The organism is Mycobacterium sp. P2_H7, from assembly GCF_056403275.1.
In genome coordinates, this window is the sequence record NZ_JBFUFU010000017.1 from 131,213 (window position 1) to 148,571 (window position 17,359).

General features: G+C 65.3%; 16 protein-coding genes. 3 read left to right on the forward strand and 13 right to left on the reverse strand.

The annotated features are described in order from the left end of the window. Nucleotides 1-374: 374 nt before the first annotated feature. From AC1DY7_RS24405 to AC1DY7_RS24415, 3 genes are read right to left on the reverse strand one after another with little or no spacing between them, the layout of a single operon-like run. Nucleotides 375-1,298 (reverse strand): NADP-dependent oxidoreductase, encoded by a 924-nt coding sequence (locus AC1DY7_RS24405; protein ID WP_477496312.1) that lies wholly within the window; start codon nt 1,296-1,298, stop codon nt 375-377. Then, complete coding sequence (locus AC1DY7_RS24410) at nt 1,295-2,134, reverse strand: alpha/beta fold hydrolase (RefSeq protein WP_477496313.1); 840 nt, start codon at nt 2,132-2,134, stop codon at nt 1,295-1,297. Before AC1DY7_RS24410 ends, AC1DY7_RS24405 begins: the two co-directional genes overlap by 4 nt. 13 nt (nt 2,135-2,147) lie before the next feature. Beyond that, complete coding sequence (locus AC1DY7_RS24415; RefSeq protein ID WP_477496314.1) at nt 2,148-2,867, reverse strand: hypothetical protein; 720 nt, start codon at nt 2,865-2,867, stop codon at nt 2,148-2,150. Nucleotides 2,868-3,037: 170 nt separating this feature from the next. Between AC1DY7_RS24415 and AC1DY7_RS24420 the strand changes: the two genes are divergently transcribed. Beyond that, nucleotides 3,038-3,859: an alpha/beta fold hydrolase gene (locus AC1DY7_RS24420; RefSeq protein WP_477496315.1), complete on the forward strand. Its 822-nt coding sequence runs from the start codon at nt 3,038-3,040 to the stop codon at nt 3,857-3,859. Here the strand turns inward: AC1DY7_RS24420 and AC1DY7_RS24425 are convergent. Then, nucleotides 3,856-4,308, reverse strand: coding sequence for a winged helix-turn-helix transcriptional regulator (locus tag AC1DY7_RS24425; protein WP_477496316.1), 453 nt, complete (start codon nt 4,306-4,308; stop codon nt 3,856-3,858). The genes AC1DY7_RS24420 and AC1DY7_RS24425 overlap by 4 nt on opposite strands. A gap of 55 nt (nt 4,309-4,363) precedes the next feature. On the opposite strand from AC1DY7_RS24425, the gene AC1DY7_RS24430 reads away from it, so the two are divergent. Both AC1DY7_RS24430 and AC1DY7_RS24435 read left to right on the forward strand, forming a co-directional pair. Next, nucleotides 4,364-7,081 (forward strand): helix-turn-helix transcriptional regulator, encoded by a 2,718-nt coding sequence (locus AC1DY7_RS24430; RefSeq protein WP_477496317.1) that lies wholly within the window; start codon nt 4,364-4,366, stop codon nt 7,079-7,081. 9 nt (nt 7,082-7,090) lie between these two features. Beyond that, nucleotides 7,091-7,864 (forward strand): hypothetical protein, encoded by a 774-nt coding sequence (locus AC1DY7_RS24435; protein WP_477496318.1) that lies wholly within the window; start codon nt 7,091-7,093, stop codon nt 7,862-7,864. On the opposite strand, the gene AC1DY7_RS24440 is transcribed toward AC1DY7_RS24435, so the two are convergent. From AC1DY7_RS24440 to AC1DY7_RS24480, 9 genes are all read right to left on the reverse strand, one after another. Further along, nucleotides 7,849-8,358, reverse strand: coding sequence for a hypothetical protein (locus tag AC1DY7_RS24440; protein WP_477496319.1), 510 nt, complete (start codon nt 8,356-8,358; stop codon nt 7,849-7,851). The two genes, AC1DY7_RS24435 and AC1DY7_RS24440, sit on opposite strands and share 16 nt — an antisense overlap. Nucleotides 8,359-8,429: 71 nt before the next feature. Further along, complete coding sequence (locus AC1DY7_RS24445; protein ID WP_477496320.1) at nt 8,430-9,380, reverse strand: 3-hydroxyacyl-CoA dehydrogenase NAD-binding domain-containing protein; 951 nt, start codon at nt 9,378-9,380, stop codon at nt 8,430-8,432. A gap of 28 nt (nt 9,381-9,408) precedes the next feature. After that, nucleotides 9,409-10,176 (reverse strand): crotonase/enoyl-CoA hydratase family protein, encoded by a 768-nt coding sequence (locus AC1DY7_RS24450; RefSeq protein WP_477496321.1) that lies wholly within the window; start codon nt 10,174-10,176, stop codon nt 9,409-9,411. Further along, a complete protein-coding gene (locus AC1DY7_RS24455) occupies nt 10,173-11,408 on the reverse strand; it encodes a CaiB/BaiF CoA transferase family protein (RefSeq protein ID WP_477496322.1) in 1,236 nt (411 codons plus the stop codon). The genes AC1DY7_RS24450 and AC1DY7_RS24455 overlap by 4 nt, the downstream gene beginning before the upstream one ends. A gap of 11 nt (nt 11,409-11,419) precedes the next feature. Continuing rightward, complete coding sequence (locus AC1DY7_RS24460) at nt 11,420-12,652, reverse strand: acyl-CoA dehydrogenase family protein (RefSeq protein ID WP_477496323.1); 1,233 nt, start codon at nt 12,650-12,652, stop codon at nt 11,420-11,422. Between the two features lie 171 nt (nt 12,653-12,823). Continuing rightward, complete coding sequence (locus tag AC1DY7_RS24465) at nt 12,824-14,236, reverse strand: dihydrolipoyl dehydrogenase family protein (RefSeq protein WP_477496324.1); 1,413 nt, start codon at nt 14,234-14,236, stop codon at nt 12,824-12,826. 5 nt (nt 14,237-14,241) lie between these two features. Beyond that, a complete protein-coding gene (locus tag AC1DY7_RS24470) occupies nt 14,242-15,168 on the reverse strand; it encodes an SMP-30/gluconolactonase/LRE family protein (protein ID WP_477496325.1) in 927 nt (308 codons plus the stop codon). Between the two features lie 47 nt (nt 15,169-15,215). Further along, nucleotides 15,216-16,562 (reverse strand): LuxR C-terminal-related transcriptional regulator, encoded by a 1,347-nt coding sequence (locus tag AC1DY7_RS24475; protein WP_477496405.1) that lies wholly within the window; start codon nt 16,560-16,562, stop codon nt 15,216-15,218. 2 nt (nt 16,563-16,564) lie between these two features. Continuing rightward, the gene (locus AC1DY7_RS24480; RefSeq protein WP_477496326.1) at nt 16,565-17,311 is read right to left on the reverse strand and encodes an alpha/beta fold hydrolase; all 747 of its coding nucleotides are present in this window, start codon (nt 17,309-17,311) and stop codon (nt 16,565-16,567) included. Nucleotides 17,312-17,359: the final 48 nt, after the last annotated feature.

Below are 17,359 nucleotides of genomic sequence, written 5' to 3' on the forward strand. Positions count from 1 at the left end.
TGCCTAGGAGAGTCTTGCCCTCGCGCACAATGTCGACGCAAACCTCGGTCGTTCCATCGACGCACCGGGTCCACGTGTACATATATCCCGAGTTTCCGCCGTAGACATTGGAGTCGACGGTGGTCACCAGAACCCGATCCGGATGGAACCAGTCGTAATGCAGACATTCCCATACCAGCCTCGATCCCTCGGTGACGTCGGCTGATGTTGCGCCTATCGCGCCGTGCCCGAACGCCGTCAATCCGGCGACGATCTGGTCCGGGGTCAGTGTCGTTCGCCGGCGGAGACGAACAGTCGGCACCTCAAATATCCTCTCCAGAAATGGATCTCGACCAATCTGCGCATGCTGCACGCCCACCGCCACACCCAGCCGTTCAGGCCAGAGTGAGCACGGTCTTTCCGATGGCAGTGCGCAACGAATGGGCCTCGCTTGCCTGCTCGAGGGGAAAGGTGGCAGCGATGGTGGGTGCCAGCACCCCGCGGATGGCCAGTTCGGCGAGCGCGGTGAGTCCGAGTCGGTCGGCTTCCACGAACAGACCGGCCAACCGGATTCCCCGCGTCGTTGCGGCTCCGGCGACCGCGGGCAACGATTGCGGCAGTGTCGAGACCAGCACTCCGCCTGCTTTGAGAATCCGCATGGCCTTCTCCGGATAGTCGTGACCGATCATATCGAAAACGACGTCCACATCGGAGACGGCTTGACTGAAATCGGTTGTGGTGTAGTCGATCAGTTCGTCAGTACCCAGCGACGCCACATATTCCGTGGCGTCGGGGTCGGCCAGGCCGATGACGTACGCGCCGCGGGCCTTGGCTATCTGCACCGCCAGGTGCCCGACGCCGCCGGCGGGGGCGGTGATCAGCACTCGGGTGCCGTGGCCGATCTGGGCGGTGTCGACCAGGGCTTGCCAAGCGGTGAGGCCGGCCAGCGGCAGCGCGGCGGCGTGCACATGATCCAGGCTGGCGGGCTTGGGTACGAGTATCCGAGTCGGCGCGACGACATATTCGGCATAGGCGCCGTGACCTTTCGGGAACGGAAGCAGTCCGAACACCTCGTCACCGGGCTTGTAGAGGGTGACGCCGACGCCGACGGCCTCGACAGTTCCAGAGACATCCCAGCCGAGCACGAATGGAGGCTGGCCGACGAACACACCGGTCTGCCTGTTCATCGCGTCCACCGGGTTCACCCCGGCAGCGAGCACGCGGACCAGGATCTCCCCCATTCCGGGCTCCGGGCGGTCGATCTCGACGATGTGCAGCACCTCAGGGCCACCGAGCTCGGTCTGACTGACGGCCTTCATCGAGTGGCTCCCAGGAATCGGTTGACATCCTGGGCGAAGTCGTCGACGTGCTGGAAGAGGAAACCATGGCCCGCATCGCTGTAGAGCACCACCTTGGCGTCCGGCAGCTTCTGAGACATCACGTAGCTGGCGTAGGAGTTGATCATCACGTCGTGGGCGCCGTTGGCCACCAGCACAGGTAGTTTGAGCTCTCCGAGGCGGTCGTAATAGCCGCCGAAGGTGGCGATGGCACCCAGCTGGGCGTGATACGCCGAGTCCTGCACCGCAGCACGGGATTGCCCGAGGCGCACATCGAGCCGGCGCAGCGATTCCAGCCCGGCGGTGCGCCCTTGATCGGACTCGGGGAAGAACAGGTACAGGTAGTCCTCGTCATCGTTGACGGCATGCCCGAGAATACTGCCGACCCGCGCGGGTGGCGGTGGCTGGTCGGGCACCCCGGCCGGCGTACTGCCGGCAATCACGAGGCGACGCACCAGTTCTGGTGCGTGTAGGGCGATTCCCTGTGCCACGATGCCGCCGAGGGACCAGCCGAGCACATCCACTTGCTGCATGCCGAGGGCCCGGATGAACGCGATACCGCCGTCGGCCAGGCCGTCGATGGTGGTCGGCGCGGCTCCGCTCGAGGCAGCGGTGCCGCGGTTGTCGAAGACGATGACTTCCCGTTCAGCGGCGAGGGCGTCGAGCAGCTTGGGGTCCCAATGATCGATGGTGCCGCGAAGACGCATGCACGACACCAACGGCGGTGCGCCCGGTTTCCCGAATCGCCGGTAATGGAACCGTTCTCCGTCAGGACCGTCGACGAAACGATCCTCTGCCTGATCGGACAGGTAGGTCATGTTCGGGCTTCTTTCAGTCGAGGTTGATGTCGGTCAGCGAAGTGGACACCACCAGCTGCTCATGAATCGGTCGGTTGTCGGCGCCGCGCACATAGATCAACCGAGTGCGAGGGACCACCAGGCCGTCGATCTCGTCGAAGTCCGATACGTAATGGGCGGCAGGTGACCCGCCGGCGATGTCGACCTGGTAGTCACGACGCCGAATGAGGCCGTCGTCGTCGATATAGAGGACTTGGTGCCGGCTGTGGGTGGCGACGTTGTCGGGGTAGTCGACGTGCAGGCGGCGCAAGCGCCGCCCGTCTTCGTTCCAAGGCTCGCCTTCTTCGGTACGCACACCGGGCAAGGTCAGGTTGAACGGCTCGGCTGTGTAGGTCCACATGGCATAGCCGGTGAAGTACGCCAATTGCAATGTGGTCCAAGGTGTCTCGAGCGTGTGACCAGAGAAGGAGGATCGGGGGTCTTCCAACACCTCCACGTTGTCGCCATCGAGGGTCTCGATGCCGACGCACTGCGGCGTGTAGGCACTGCGCAGATTCGGTGCGGTGAACGGCCACAGCGACGTCCGCTGGTCCTTGATCCAGACAGTGATGTTGCCGTCATCGACGATGCCGGGCACCTGCTTGATGTCCCAGATCGCACCGCCGAAGTGCTTGCGAGCGGTCACCGACGTGAGTTGCCGCCAGCGATCAACACCGCCGTAGGCCTGCAGCGTCTTGTTGAGAAGGTCTGTCATCTGGGTCCTGTTCACTAGCCGAGGACGGGCTGGGGGTCTCGGGCGTCGTATCCAGGTTCACACCGGGCGGAAATTGCGGGTATCGGTCAAATGACCATCGTTGCGTCGCGCCCATCCATGGTCATCTGACTGATGGTTACCCTGCCGACCGCGGCTCGACAATGTCATTCATGCCATTCATCGACGGTTCCGACGGAACTCAGCTCTATTACAAGGACTGGGGAACCGGGCCGACCGTGGTGTTCAGCCACGGGTGGCCGCTGAGCGCGGATGCCTGGGACACCGAGATGAAAATACTTGTAGACAACGGTTATCGCGCAATAGCCCATGACCGTCGCGGGCACGGCCGATCTGAACACACATGGTCGGGCAACGACATCGACACCTACGCTGCCGACCTCGCCGCTTTGGTGCACCGCTTGGGCTTGACCGACCTCGTACTGGTGGGACATTCCACTGGTGGCGGCGAAGTGGTGCGCTACGCAGCACGACACGCCGCTGGGCGGGTGCGCAAGATCGTGACGATCGGGGCTGTGCCGCCGGTGATGGTGCAGTCCGCGAGCAATCCGTCAGGTACGCCCCTGGCGGCTTTCGACAACATTCGGGCGCGGCTGCTAGCCGACCGTTCGCAGTACTGGAAAGAGCTGGCTCTGGCGTTCTTCGGGTTCAACCGGGACGGCGCAGCCGTTTCGCAGGGGCTGGTGGACCACTTCTGGTTGCAGGGAATGCAGGCGGGTCTGGCTTCGGTGTACGACTGCGTGAAGGCGTTCTCCGAAACGGATTTCACGAGTGATCTCAGAGCGCTGGACATTCCGATTCTCATCGCCCATGGTGACGATGATCAGATCGTGCCGATCCACGCTTCGGCGACCAAGGCCATCGAGTTGGTTCGCTACGGCACATTGCGCCTGTATCCCCATGCCCCCCATGGCATTCATGGCGACTACCGCATGCACCTCATGGGTGATCTGCTGGAGTTCATCGTCGGCTAGGTCCGGCCAAGCTCGATCAGGGCGACTTTCGCCGCGGACACTTTTCCGCCATCGCGTCGGCGAAAACCCAGTCCCACCATTTCTCCGGTGTCGGCCTCGATGAATCGGTAACCACTGCTGATCTCACGCGCCATGTGCCGATGCCCCCATTGCCCGACTGCGGCCAGCACCGGGATGAGGTCGTGCCCGGCGGCGGTGAGCAGGTACCGGCTACGTGTGCGATCCCCGGGGTCCCGGTATTCGACCACCTCGAGGATTCCGGCGGCGACCAGCTCAGAAAGCCGGGAGCTGAGGACATCGGGGGCGACGCCGAGCTGCTCGCGGAACTCCGAGAACCGCGACCGTCCCAGCATCGCCTCGCGGATGATCAGGATCGCCCAGCGCTGTCCCAACACGGACATGGTGCGTGCGATGGGGCAGACATCGTCGGACCATGGGTCGGTGCGCATCGTCACACTATAGCTGAGTAGGCCATCCATACTCAGCTGTGCTAGCTTTGCGCGGGTGATCATCGGGCGCTCCGCCGACTTGGCAGTCATCACCGATGCCCTCGCCGCCGTCTCCGGCAGCGGGTCAGCACTGGTGGTCGACGGTGAAGCAGGCATCGGAAAGTCGACGCTGCTGACTGCTGCCGCCGACTGGGCCGCCGCGGACGGATACGGCCGGCTGGGATGTTCCGGGCTGCAGAGCCAGGCCGAGTTGGGGTTCGCCGGCGTGCACGAGCTCATTCACCCGCTGATGGCGCACACCCGCGACCTCCCGACACGCCAGCGCAGTGCCCTCATGACGGCGTTCGGCCTGGAGGACGGCCCCGCCCCGGACCGGCTGCTCGTGAGCCTCGCAGTCCTGGGCCTGCTGGAGGAAGCAGCCACCCGGCGGCGTCTCATCCTGGTCATCGATGATGTGCAGTGGCTGGATCAGTCTTCGCTCGACGTGCTCGCATTCGTGAGCCGTCGACTTGTCAACGCCCCGCTGCTCCTCCTCTGCGCGGAACGCACCACTGTCGACGGCCCGGTTCCTCAACTGGCGGGTCTACCACGACTGTCCCTGGGCCCACTGGCCGCATCGGATGCCGAACAACTGCTGGAACACACCTTGCGTGCCTCGACCCGGCCCGTCAATGCACATCTGCGGCAGCGAGTTCTCGAACAATCGAACGGCAACCCGCTCGCTCTCATCGAGTTGATCTCCGCGATCAGGGAACGGGGCGGCAGTACCGCCGTTTTCGCCGGCGAGCCGCTGCCCACCAGTAGGCGGGTCGAGCGTGCCTTCCTGGACCAACTCGACATCCTTCCGGATCCGGCCCGGCAGCTTCTCCTGTTGATTTCGGCCAGCGACGGATCACTTACCGAAATCGACTGCGCGGCAATGATCCTCGGACTCACAATGACGCAATTGCTCGATCCGCTGGAACGGTCGAGTCTCATCAACGTGTGCGGTGGGCGCGTTCAGGTGCGCCACCCGCTGATACGGTCCACCGTCTACGGAGCGGCTCCGTTGTCGGCCCGCGCCACGGTTCACCGCGCCCTCGCTACGGCTGCCACCGATCCGACCCGAGCAGCCTGGCACCGTGCTGAAGCGTCGTTCGGGCCGGACGAGGCGGTGGCAGCCGACCTGGAACGGGCCGCCGACCACGCCCGCTCCCGCGGCGCGGGAGCCGAATCCGCGGCCGCGCTACGCCGCGCGGCAATCCTGTCCTCTGACACCGACGCCAGGGTGCGCCGATTGAGCGCTGCCGCCGAGGTGGCCCGCAGCGCCGGCCTCACGTCGGAATCGATCAGCATCCTGGCCGAAGCCGAGCCGCTTGCCGATGGTCACGATGGCGCCGAACCCCTTGCCATCACTAGGTTCATCTTGAACGTCACCGCTGCATTGCCGGGGCAGAGCGCCACCGAGCTGGTCGCCCTCGCCGGCAAGTTCGCCGACGGCGAACCCCGGCAGCGGGAACTGCTGTGGGCCGCGGCCATCGAATGCCGCATGCACGGCCTGCCAGAAATCGCACGCCTCGATGTCGCGGCGGCCGTCGCCGCTCAGCACGACGCCGGTGACCCGCTGCTCGGCATCGCCGCCGCACTCGTCGACGACATCGGCGCCGGCCGACTACTGCGCCCGCACCTACCGCGTCTGATCAACGAGTTCGGGGACCAGCCACTCGTTCTGATGGCCATGGGCTTCGCTGCCGAAGCCGTCGCCGAGCGCGGCCACGCGCTGGCGTGCTGGCTCCGCGTCGGGAATCGATCTCGGCACAGCGGTTCGTCGGCCGATGAGTGCGAAAGCTTGCGTGGCAGCGCGCAACTACTGCTGGTTCAGGGCCGCCTGCAGGCCGCGGCCATCGCGGCACAAAATGCGATGCGCATGGCCACCGACATGAACCTGCCGATGACCGAGGCATCCGCGGCGGCCATCCTGGCCCGGGCACTGGCGTGGCAAGGTCACCCCGAACGTGCCCGGCACGCCCTTGATCACGCCCGCATCGCACTGGCTCCCGACCCCTCCATCCTGTGGAACGACGACGCGCACTGGGCTGCCGGCCTGGCGGCGTTGTGCGTCGCGAATCACGCTGAAGCGCTGCGACATCTACTGAAGATGTCTTTGCACCGAACCAGCCGGCGCTGGGCGGTCGCCGATCTTGCCGAGGCCGCGGCCGGGTGCGAGCAGCACGACCTCGCGCGGTCGCTGGTGGCCGATATCGCCACCCAAGCCCACCGGCTGGGCGCCGGCCTGGAATTGATGCTGGTTCATCGTGCCCAGGCGTTGCTGGCCGAATCCGATGACGACGCCGACACGAACTTCCTGTCCGCTCTGGCAAACGGCGAGAACGCCGACGCCGGTTTGGAGCTGGCTCGCACGCACCTGCTCTACGGGGAGTGGCTACGCCGGCACCGCCGTATCGTCGAGGCGCGCACTCACCTGTCGCTGGCGTTGTCCGCTTTCGATACCGCCGGCGCCGCGCCGTTCATAGAACGCACCGCCGCAGAGCTGCGGGCCGCCGGCGTCTCCCATACAGCGATCGCGGTGAACAACGACGCCGCCGCCAATCTCACCTCCCAGGAGTTGCAGATCGCACAGCTGGCCGCGTCCGGGTTGACCAACAGGGAGATCGCCGATCGGATCTACCTGTCGCACAAGACCGTCGCGGCGCACCTGTACAAGGTGTTCCCGAAGTTGGGGATCACCAGCCGCAGCCAGCTCCATGCCGCCCTGGGCGGGTTGGTCATCTGACCGATACCGGTGAACGCGCCCGGCGCGCAGGCTGAGGTACGGAAAGCTACCCAGGAGGACCCAATGCCGGATTTGTTGGAACTGACCATGGCGGCCCATGGCGGGCTCGAGCACTTCAATCAATTCTCGTATCTCAGCGCTCACTTACATCAGGGCGGCGTGCTGTGGGGACTCAAGGGCAAGCCGACGGTGCTGGAAAATTCCGACGTGCGAGTCGATTTGAGGCGCCAGCGGGTTTCGCACGGACCGTTCGCTCCCACTGCCAACCATTCCCAGTACTCCCCGCTGCGCGTCACCATCGAGTCACCCGACGGTGCGGTGGTCGAGCAACTCGACGACCCCCGCTCCTCTTTTGCCGGATACGCGATGGAAACACCATGGAGCGACACCCAGGTGGCTTACTTCGCCGGCTACACCATGTGGACGTATCTCACGTCACCGTTCATGCTCGCCCGCGAGGGGGTCCACGCGGAGGAGATCGATCCCTGGACCGAGCAGGGACAGACATGGCGGCGGCTGCGGGTGACATTCCCACCGGATATCGCAACCCACAGCACCGTCCAGACCTTCTACATCGACGGCGACGGCCTGCTTCGCCGCCACGATTACGAGGTTGATATTCAGGGCAGCAATCCCGCCGCTCGTTACCTTCTCGACCCGGTCACCGTGTCCGGGATCGTGTTGCCGTCGAAGCTCCGGATCTATCCGCGTAACGAGGACAACACGGCGGCCGAGGCACCGCTGATCGTCTCGGTCGATCTGAGCAACTACGTCTTCGAGTAGCCGGCCGTCGCGGCCAGCAGCCGCCGTAGGATCCAGAACACGCGGCCGATGGCGCAGAACCCGGCCACGGCAAGGGACAGCAGCACCGTCTGCAGCCACGGATACCCCGAGGAGCGAGTCGCATCCGTGGTGACTGCCACGAGCGATCCGGCGAAAAGCACACCCTGCCAAGGCAGTACCGCAAGAAATGCCTGACCGATCCGGCGCTCGTCGACGGCGGGCAGATCCACAGGGCCGGCGGGCACCCGAATCAGATTCATCAGCAGCGAGATGCTGGTGAGTGTCACACCGCCCATGGTCGCGGAGATGGTTGCCAGCGATTGGTAGAGCGCACGCCGGGCGTCGGCCGCTACCTGTGTCAGTCCACGCGGCACCATTCCGTACCTCGCCGCCACCGTCCACAAGGCGATCACCGCCAAGGCCGGAACCAGGTCCAGCCAGCTGTGGTGGACCCAGTAGTAACGCCAGCGCCCAGTGTATCGGGAGCGTGCCACAATCGATGCCCCTTTGCTACAGGTCACCGGTGCGCAGGCCGTGGTAGGAGACGACCTGCGCACCGATTCAATTACTGCTGTTGATGTTTGGCGCGTGACGAGATCAGGTCGAGCAGCATGGCGTCGCGGTCGGCGCCCAGCTGTGCGATAGAACGGCCTGCTGCTTCCTCGAGCACACCGGTGACGATTCGCTGTTCCAGCTCCGGCGTGAAGGTCGGATTGCCCAGCGCCGGCCAACCCTCCGTCATCCTGGGCATCAGCGTCTCCATGAAATGCGCGATACCGCCTTCGCCACCGCCCAGGTGCCACAACAAATTCGGTCCCATGACACCCCAGCGCAACCCCGGCCCCCAGGACACCGCATCGTCGGCATCGGTCACGCCGAGCACACCGTCGGCGATCAGGTGGACCACCTCCCGGTACAGCGCCGACTGCAACCTGTTGGCCACATGGCCGGGCAGTTCCTTCTTCAGCAGCACCGGCTTCTTGCCGACCTCGGTATAGAACGCCATCGTTGCGGCGATCACCTCAGCGGAGGTCTTCGCACCGCCGACCACTTCGACCAGGGGGATGACGTGTGGCGGATTGAACGGGTGCCCGATCACGGTGCGTTCGGCGCGCACACACTCTGCCTGCATGACGCTCATGGTGATGCCCGACGAACTGGAAGCGATGATCGTCTCCGGCGCTGCGGCCGCGTCGATGTCGGCGAGCAGCTTGACCTTCAGGTCGGGCCGCTCGGGTGCGTTCTCCTGGATGAAATCGCTGTCGCCCACGGCCTTGGCCAGGTCGGTGGTGAAGCTCAGGCGGTCGCGCGAAGCACCTGCCGCTAGGCCCAGCCGTGCGGCGGTATCCCAGGCACCGTCGACGTAGTCACGCAAAGCGGATTCGGCGTCCGGGCCCGGATCGGTGGCGATCACGTCGAATCCGCGGGCCAGGAAGTGGGTGGCCCAGCTGGCTCCGATGGTGCCGGTTCCCACGATCGCGATGCGCTTGATGGATGAAATGCTCGGTATGGACATGATTTCGGTGCTCCTTGAGTTCGGTGGATCAGCGTCCGCGCCACACGGGGGCACGTTTTTCGGCGAATGCCAGCGCACCTTCGCGCGCGTCATCGCTTGTCAGCAGTCCGGCGGCGATACCGTCCTGGCGTGCAAAGGCATCGGCGTCGTTGAGTCCCTGGACTTCGCGTACGACTTGCTTGACCGCCGCCAAGGCCAGTGGCGCGTTGGCGGCGATGCGCTCGGCCAGGGCCTGCGCTGCGGTCAACGCCCGCCCTGTCGGGGTCAGTTGGGCGATCAGCCCGTGGATCTCTGCTTCGGCAGCCGGAATGGGATCGCCTGTGAGCAGCAGTCGCAACGCGACGTGGTGGGGCACCCGGTCCGGAAGCCGGACCACTCCCCCCTCCCCGGCGATGAGCCCGCGCTTGACTTCGGGGAATCCGAAAGTGGCGCCCTCGGCGGCCACGATGAGGTCGCATGCCAGCGCCAACTCGAAGCCACCCCCCAGTGCCCAACCCTCCACCGCGGCGATCAGCGGCTTACGTATGCTGGCGCGGGTTAGTCCGCCCAGCCCACGACCCGGGAGCACGGGGGTCTGCCCGCCGGCGAATGCCTTGAGATCCATACCGGCGCTGAAGGTTCCACCGGCCCCGGTGAGAACGCCCACGGCAAGGGCAGGGTCGGCGTCCAACCGATCCAGCGCTGCACCGAGCTCAACGGCAACGTCGTAGTTGATGGCGTTTCGCTGCGCGGCACGGTTGATCGTGATCGTCAGAACGCCGCCTTCGGCGTCCACCCGCACCAACTCCGAGCTCATCGTGCGATCTCCTTCTTCGACGGGACTGCCTGCGTGGCATACAGTTCGGCGATCTCGTCGGCCGTGAAGCCCAGCTGCCCGAGGATCTCGTCGTTGTGTTCGCCGTGATCGGGTGCCCGGGTGGCCGGAACCTTCCGCTGCCCGCGCACGGTGATGGGACTGTTGACCGTGTACTCCAGGTTCGGGGCCCCGGCGATCGGGATCACCACCTCACTGGCCCGAAGCTGCGGATCAGCGGCCGCCTCCTCCGGGGTCTGGATGAAGCTGTAAGTGATGCGCAGGTGATCCAGCGTCTGCTTCCAGTAATCGGCCGGCCGGGCGGCGAATTCGCCGTCCAGGATCGTGGACAACGCGTCGGCGTGGTTCCTCAGACCCGGCTCGTCGGCGAAGCGCGGGTCGGCCAGCAGATCCGGACGCCCCAGGGCCTCGACGAGTTTCGGCCAGTGCTGCGGCCGGGCGACCAGCATGAGCCAGCGGCCGTCGCTGGTCTGATACGGGTTGCTCAGCGGGTTCACCGGTGCGGTGCGGTCGTGCAGCTCGTACGGTGTGCCATGCGCCAGCGCCGCCGACACCAGGGTCCCGGTAGCCCAGACCCCGGTGGCAAGCAGCGAGGTGCCGACATTCGACCCCTGACCGGTGCGTTCCCGGTGATACAGCGCGGTGGTGATGGCGGCGTAGATCGCGGTGGCGGTGGTGTAGTCACCGCTGCCCCACACCGGGGAGGTCGGCGGGGCTCCGGCATCTCGGGTTGCCGCGAGCAGTCCGCTGCGAGACCAGAATGCCGTCAGATCGAATCCGGGCAAGTTCGCATCCGCGCCGGCGTCTCCGAAGCCGGTGATGTCGGCGTAGATGACGTGCGGATTCCATTCCGACACTTCCTCATACCCGAGGTGCAGCGCCTCACGGGTGCCGTGCGGAAAGTTGGTGATCACCACATCGGCCCACGCCACGAGGCGGCGCAGGATCGCGGTGCCGCCCTCGGACTTGAGGTCCACGGCGATGCCCCGCTTGTTTCGGTTGGCCAGATGCCAGCTGTAGTTGCCGGCGGCGACGGGGCTCGGCGGCAGGGAGCTGAGCAGTCGTTGGGGGTCACCGAGCCCGGGCGGCTCGACCTTGATGACATCGGCGCCGAAGTCGGCGAGCATCGTCGCCGCAGCGGGTGCGGCGATGAAGCTGGCGATCTCGACGACCTTGAGACCGGCAAAAATTCCCGCGGTGGTAGGTGTTGTCATTTTCCGGCTCCTTACACGAACGCGCTCAGGCCGCCGGTGATGGACCGGCCGACGATCAGGGTCTGCATCTCGCGCGTGCCCTCATAGGAGTAGAGAGCTTCGGAGTCGGCCACGAACCGGCCCACGTTGTAGTCCAGCACGATGCCGTTGCCACCCAGCAGTTCCCTTGCCCAGCCGACACTTTCGCGCATCCGCACCGTGCAGTACGCCTTCGCCAGAGCGGACTGCTCATCCCGGTAGACTCCGGCGTCCTGCAGTTGGGCGAGGCGCACCATCATGCCCGCGCACGCCGTTGCGTTGCCGAGCATCTTCACCAAGAGGTCCTGGACGAGCTGGAATTTGCCGATGGGGCGGCCGAATTGGGTGTGCTCCACGGCGTACGACAGAGCGATCTCGTAGGCGGCCCACATGACGCCGACGGACTGCCAGGCCACGCCACTGCGGGTCTGGCGCAGGATCTTGGCGGTGTCCTTGAACGAGTTCGCGTTCTGCAACCGGTTCGCCTCGGGGATCCGGCAGTTGCTCAGCACGATGTCGGCGTTCTGCACGATCCGCAGGGCGATCTTGTTCTCGATCTTGGTGGCGGTGAAGCCGGGTGTGCCCTTGTCCACCACGAAGCCCAGCGCGCGGTCGGTGTCGACATCACGGGCCCAGACGACGATGTGGTCGGCGAAGGTGGCGTTGCCGATCCAGCGCTTGGCGCCATCGAGCACCCACTCGTCACCGTCCCTGCGCGCGGTGGTCTGCATGCCGCCGGCCACATCCGACCCGCCGTGCGGTTCGGTCAGGGCGAAGGCGCCGATCTTCTCGAAGCGGCTCATCGCGGGCAACCACCGGCGCTTCTGCTCTTCGGAGCCACAGGTGATGATGCTCCCGATGGCCAGGCCGGTGTGCACGCCGAAGAAGGTCCCGATCGATGCGTCGGCGTGCGCGAGTTCCATCGCGGTGATGCCGTTCATCAAGTTGTTCGGTTCGGCGACGGAGGAGTCCGGGTCAGCCCAGTCCACCAAGCCGAGACCGGCGAACTCGGGGATCAGGTGATACGGGAATTCCGCACGGGCCCAGTGATCGTCGACGATCGGTACCACGCGGGCGGCGAAGAATGTCCGCAGCCGGTTGATCGTGTCACGCTGCTCATCGGACAAGATCTCCTCGTAGGCATAGAAATCGGCTTTCAGCAGTCCCTCGCTGAGGTCCTGCAGCGGGATCGGCGGCAATGCTCCCGCGGTGGTGGTGGTGGTCATGACATCCTCTCGGCATGGTGTTCGCTGTGCGCAGACTCATCCTGGCTGGCGCGGTCAACGCCGCGCATCTGTGAAAACCACAGTCCTACTGTGGATCTGACCAAGACTCACGACACGGGGCAGGCCGCCGCCACGATGCGTCCGTGGCGGCGGGAAGTGGTAGCAGGAGGGCTAGTGCGGTTGCGTTCCGTCCAGTCTGAGTTCCTGGGATGCGAGAACGGCTGCGTGGATGAGGATCTCGCCATAGGTGGGGAACGAAACGGCAAGTCTCGCGAGTTCATCGACACGGCGTAACCCCGATGACAGGGCCACGGACAAAACCTGCACGATCTCGATCGCTCGGTCGCCGACCACATGGCAACCGAGGATCTCGGCGGTACCGGCGTCGAGCACCAGTTTGCAGAAGCCGTAGGTCTGGCCGTCGATGATCGGTCGTGTGCACTGTGCATAATCCAGCCTGGTGCAGTGCACGTCGGCGCGGGTCTCGCGTGCCGCGTGTTCGGTGAGCCCCACTGAGGCGTACTCCGGATCGGTGAAACTGCCTTCTGCAGCGTAATGGTCGGCAACAGCGGAACGCGGACCGGCGACGGCGTTGTCGGCGGCGATGAAGCCGTCGCGGATCGCCTCTGAGGCCAGCATCGCCCGGCCGGTGACGTCACCCGCGGCGAAGACGTCCGAATTGGAGGTGCGCAGATATTCGTCCACCTCGATGAAGCCCCGCGCGGTGACATCCACACCGGCGCGCCCGAGGTGCAAGCCGGTCACATCCGCTGCCCAGCCGACGGCGCTGATGATCAGTTCGGCTTCGATACTCTGCCGGTTGGCGGCGGCGATGTACTCCATTCTGATTCCCGAGGCGGTCCGAGAGAACGATCGGATGGTGCCGAAGTCCTCCCAGACGTCGACTCCCTTTTGACGAAAGCCTTGTGCCACAGCGGCGGCGACCTCATGATCTGCGCTGGGCAGTATCTGCGGCCCTGCCTCGAACACCGTCACCCAGGCACCGAAGGCATTGAAGATCGACGCCACCTGCAGGCCCGTCGCGCCTCCGCCGATCACGATCATCGACTCGGGCACCTTGGTCAGGTTCCACGCGTCGCTGTGCGTGCCGGTCAGCTCGAATCCGGATATCGGCAGCGCCTTGCTGGTACCGCCGGTGCACACAATGAACTTGTCCGCCGCAATCGTCAGACCGGATTCGGTGCGCACGTGGTGGGCATCGACGAACTGTGCGGTACCCACGTTCTGGTACAGGCCAACTCCCTGGGCGGTAATTTGACGCAACAGGAATGACGACGAGCGCACCTCGTCGACCACATGATCGACCCGCGCGAGCACATGCTCGTAGTCCAGTTCGGGATAGAACCCCCTGATGCCGTAGCGGCCCAGTTGACGTGCGTCGCGCAGCAGCCGTGCGGTGTGCGCGAGCGAGCGCACGGGCACCGGCCCGTCGTTGGCGGCCATACCACCGAAACGGCCCGCCGTGACGAGCGCGGTGCGCGCCCCCAATTCGGATGCTCGCGTCGCCGCCGTCACGCCGGCCGGCCCCGACCCGAGTACCGCAACATCGAATGAGCTGCTCACCCGTCCTACCCCGGGATTCCGGCGATTCCGGTCAAGCCGCCCGGAACCGTGGCCAGCACTCGCTGACCGGTGCCATCCAGTGCAACCGCGCGTATCTCACCGGACAGATCACTGACGTAGGCCACGCCTGCAGCGGCGTCGACGGCCAACCCGATGGCTTCGTGGAAATCTGTGGACAACACGTCAATGGGGCCGCCGGGTTGTCCGACGGCGGGGATGTAGGCTCGGTTGAGCGTGTTTCCGCTTGGTGGAGTACCGCGATCGGTCCAGTAGATGACACCTGCATCCACGTCGAGTTCGAGGTCGATGGGTTCCGGCAGATCCGACCAAAGCACCTCCACCGCCCGGTTTTCCGGGATCTGCCCGGCCGGGATGTCGAGGAGTGTCCGGAAGATCCGGCCGTCGCCACCATAGGACGGACCCTTCTGGGTCCAATACAGGAATCCGTTACGCTCGTCGACGGCGACGCCGACGCACTGGTTGCGGATCACGTGTCGATCCTGTTCGGTCTGCGCCACCACAACCTCGGCACGCACTTGCGCTGTCTCCAGTGAAACGCTCAGTACCGCAGCGCCTTCCCGATCCGACCAGTAGAGGCGATTTCTCTTCCACGCACCGGCAAGCTGCTTGCCCGTCACAAAGCTGCCCGTAGCCAGCATCATGCGGCGATCGGAGCCATCCAGTGCCGCCGTTTCGAGGGATCCGTTGCGCCGATAGAAGTCCAGATCACTTTCCTGCCGGGGCGGGTGATCGACCGGCAGGCCGGGAGCGCCCATGTTCGTCCAATACAGCGCATTGTCGTCAGGGCTGATGACGATTCCGTCGGGAAAGTCGGACACTCCGTCGAGGAGCTCGGTGACCGTTCCGTCAGCGATGGCGACCTTCACGATCAATTGCCTGCTCGGATTCAGGGCAATCAGGTGGTTGTACATGGTGCCTGTGACTTTCTCTCTCAGTGAATGATGTTGAGCAGTAGTACTTATGAAGCAACTCGCGGTGACATTGTCGCGCCCGTGAAGTCGGCATTCACACTGTCGTCGATGACCAGGCGCGCCAGCTGAGTGCGCGACGTGACCGCCAGCTTGCGGAACACTTTGTGCAGGTGGTACTCGACCGTGCGGTGCGTGATGAACAGTCGGGTGGCGATCTCGGCGTTGGTAGCGCCTTCGGCCACCAGATGGCTGATCTGCTCTTCGCGCGCGGTCAACCGGGCACCGGGCCGCGCACTCGGGCGGCAGGTGAGGTCTCCTGCCGCCGCCAGTTCCAATCGTGCCCGCCGCGCGAAGCTCATCATGCCCATCTTGTCGAAAGCGCTCGCTGCGTGCCGCAAATGCTCGCGGGCGTCAACTGTCCGGCGCTCGCGGCGCAGCCAATCGCCGAAGAGGAGATGCGTGCGTGCCACCTCCGGTAAGAGTGGGGTCCGCTGCAGATGCGCTATCGCCTCCCGATAAGACGTCTCTGCTGCATCGCCGACGGCGAGCAGGGCCTGTGACCGAGCCCGCACACCGCGGGCCCAGTGAGTTCCACTCGGGAGGGTGACCTCGTCCAGCCGGTTCATCGCTGCGCCGGCCTCGGCGTAGCGACCGGTACGGACGGCCGATTCGATGTGTTCGGCCAAGGTCCAATTTCGGTAGCGTTGCGCCGGCTGGTCGTTGACGGTGTCCGCCGCCGCCGCGTAGGCATCCTCGTAGCGACCCAGTCCGTTGTATAGAACTGCGGCAGCCCAATTGATGAAGCAGACACCTGCGCCGTCGCCGCGGCGATGAGCGTCCTGGCTACCGGCGAGGATCAGGTACCGCGCCTCGGTGTCCCGGCCCGCGAAAGCCGCCAGACCCAGCTGGCTGTAGGGCACCATCCGGCCCCCGGCCACCTCGATGACCGCGGCTTCCTCCTCCGCCAGCGCCTCGACCCCACCCAGCGCGCCGGTCAACAGCAGCGTCCCGGCGCGATCCGTCAGTGCCGAGGGCAGCATCGCTGCGGGGCCCGCCCTGCGGGTCGACTCGAGGAGCGTGATCGAGCAGCGCTCCCATGCATCGAAATCCCAAGCCAGCCCGGCCGCTCGACCTGCCAGCCACAGCGAGCCGGGACCTGCCGTACTCGCCCATTCGGCACTGCGTGTGTACTCCAGCGCGTTGCGGAGCGCCGGCATGGCCGCCTGGGGACCGTCGGTGACGAAGCGGGCTACACCGTCGAGTACCTCGTCTCCGGGCCGTGGTGTCTTCGCGATGGCGTCCTTCGTCGCTTCGGCGACCAGAGTCAGGGCACTCCCCGCGAACCGGCCGGCCAGCAGTCCGGCCGGCAACGCCTCACGCGACACATCGTGCACGGTCAACGTCCCAGAAACTGGCAGATGTGCTGGCCGAACTCGACCGGGTACTGGTCGATGAACCCGTGCCCGGCATCAGGATAGATCCGGATCTGGGCACCCCGGATCTTCTCGGCAAGTAGATAGGTGTTCTTCGTCGCCATCATGGTGTCGTTGTCACCGTTTGCGACCAACGTCGGCTGGGTGATCGCTGAAAGCCGGTCCAATTTGCCGGATTCCGGAATTCCCCACGTCATCAACGCCTGGTACTGGGCATCCCGGCAAGCCAAGCTCGTCTCTTGATCGCGGTCCTCGGTGCGGGCGCTGGTACGCGCCAGGTATTCCCAACCCCGTTTCACGCTGGCCTCTGATCCCGAGAAAAACAACGAGAGGAAGCCTGCCGGCGTGATTTCATCGGCGCACGCCCACCGATACACGTCGTCAGACCAACGGTGCAGATCGGGTGCACCTTGCGGGGCCGTACCAGCCAGCACCAGGCGCCGCGGCAGCCGAGGGCGAATCAGCGCGATCTCTTGGGCAAGATGCCCTCCCAACGAAAAGCCCAGCAGGTCAATGGATGTCAGCCCCACGGCGTCGACGAACCGCACTGCATCCCTGGCCATTGCCGTGACGGCGTCCGGCACGGCCCCGGTGGAACCGCCGACGCCGCGCAAGTCGACGGTGAGCACCTCTCGATCAGCTGCCAGGACATCGAGCAGCGCTGGGTCCCAGAAGTCCAGATTGCCACGGAAATGCTGCAGCAGAACCAATGGGGGCAAGGTCTGGGATTCCGTCCCGAATCGGCGGTATGCAAACGT

Excerpts from the sequence above, each read along its gene's own strand:
- AC1DY7_RS24470 (WP_477496325.1), bottom strand. The coding sequence starts at position 15,168 with ATGTACAACCACCTGATTGCCCTGAATCCGAGCAGGCAATTGATCGTG.
- AC1DY7_RS24405 (WP_477496312.1), bottom strand. The coding sequence starts at position 1,298 with ATGAAGGCCGTCAGTCAGACCGAGCTCGGTGGCCCTGAGGTGCTGCAC.
- AC1DY7_RS24460 (WP_477496323.1), bottom strand. The coding sequence starts at position 12,652 with ATGACCACCACCACCACCGCGGGAGCATTGCCGCCGATCCCGCTGCAG.
- AC1DY7_RS24455 (WP_477496322.1), bottom strand. The coding sequence starts at position 11,408 with ATGACAACACCTACCACCGCGGGAATTTTTGCCGGTCTCAAGGTCGTC.
- AC1DY7_RS24425 (WP_477496316.1), bottom strand. The coding sequence starts at position 4,308 with ATGCGCACCGACCCATGGTCCGACGATGTCTGCCCCATCGCACGCACC.
- AC1DY7_RS24415 (WP_477496314.1), bottom strand. The coding sequence starts at position 2,867 with ATGACAGACCTTCTCAACAAGACGCTGCAGGCCTACGGCGGTGTTGAT.
- AC1DY7_RS24450 (WP_477496321.1), bottom strand. The coding sequence starts at position 10,176 with ATGAGCTCGGAGTTGGTGCGGGTGGACGCCGAAGGCGGCGTTCTGACG.
- AC1DY7_RS24445 (WP_477496320.1), bottom strand. The coding sequence starts at position 9,380 with ATGTCCATACCGAGCATTTCATCCATCAAGCGCATCGCGATCGTGGGA.
- AC1DY7_RS24410 (WP_477496313.1), bottom strand. The coding sequence starts at position 2,134 with ATGACCTACCTGTCCGATCAGGCAGAGGATCGTTTCGTCGACGGTCCT.
- AC1DY7_RS24420 (WP_477496315.1), top strand. The coding sequence starts at position 3,038 with ATGCCATTCATCGACGGTTCCGACGGAACTCAGCTCTATTACAAGGAC.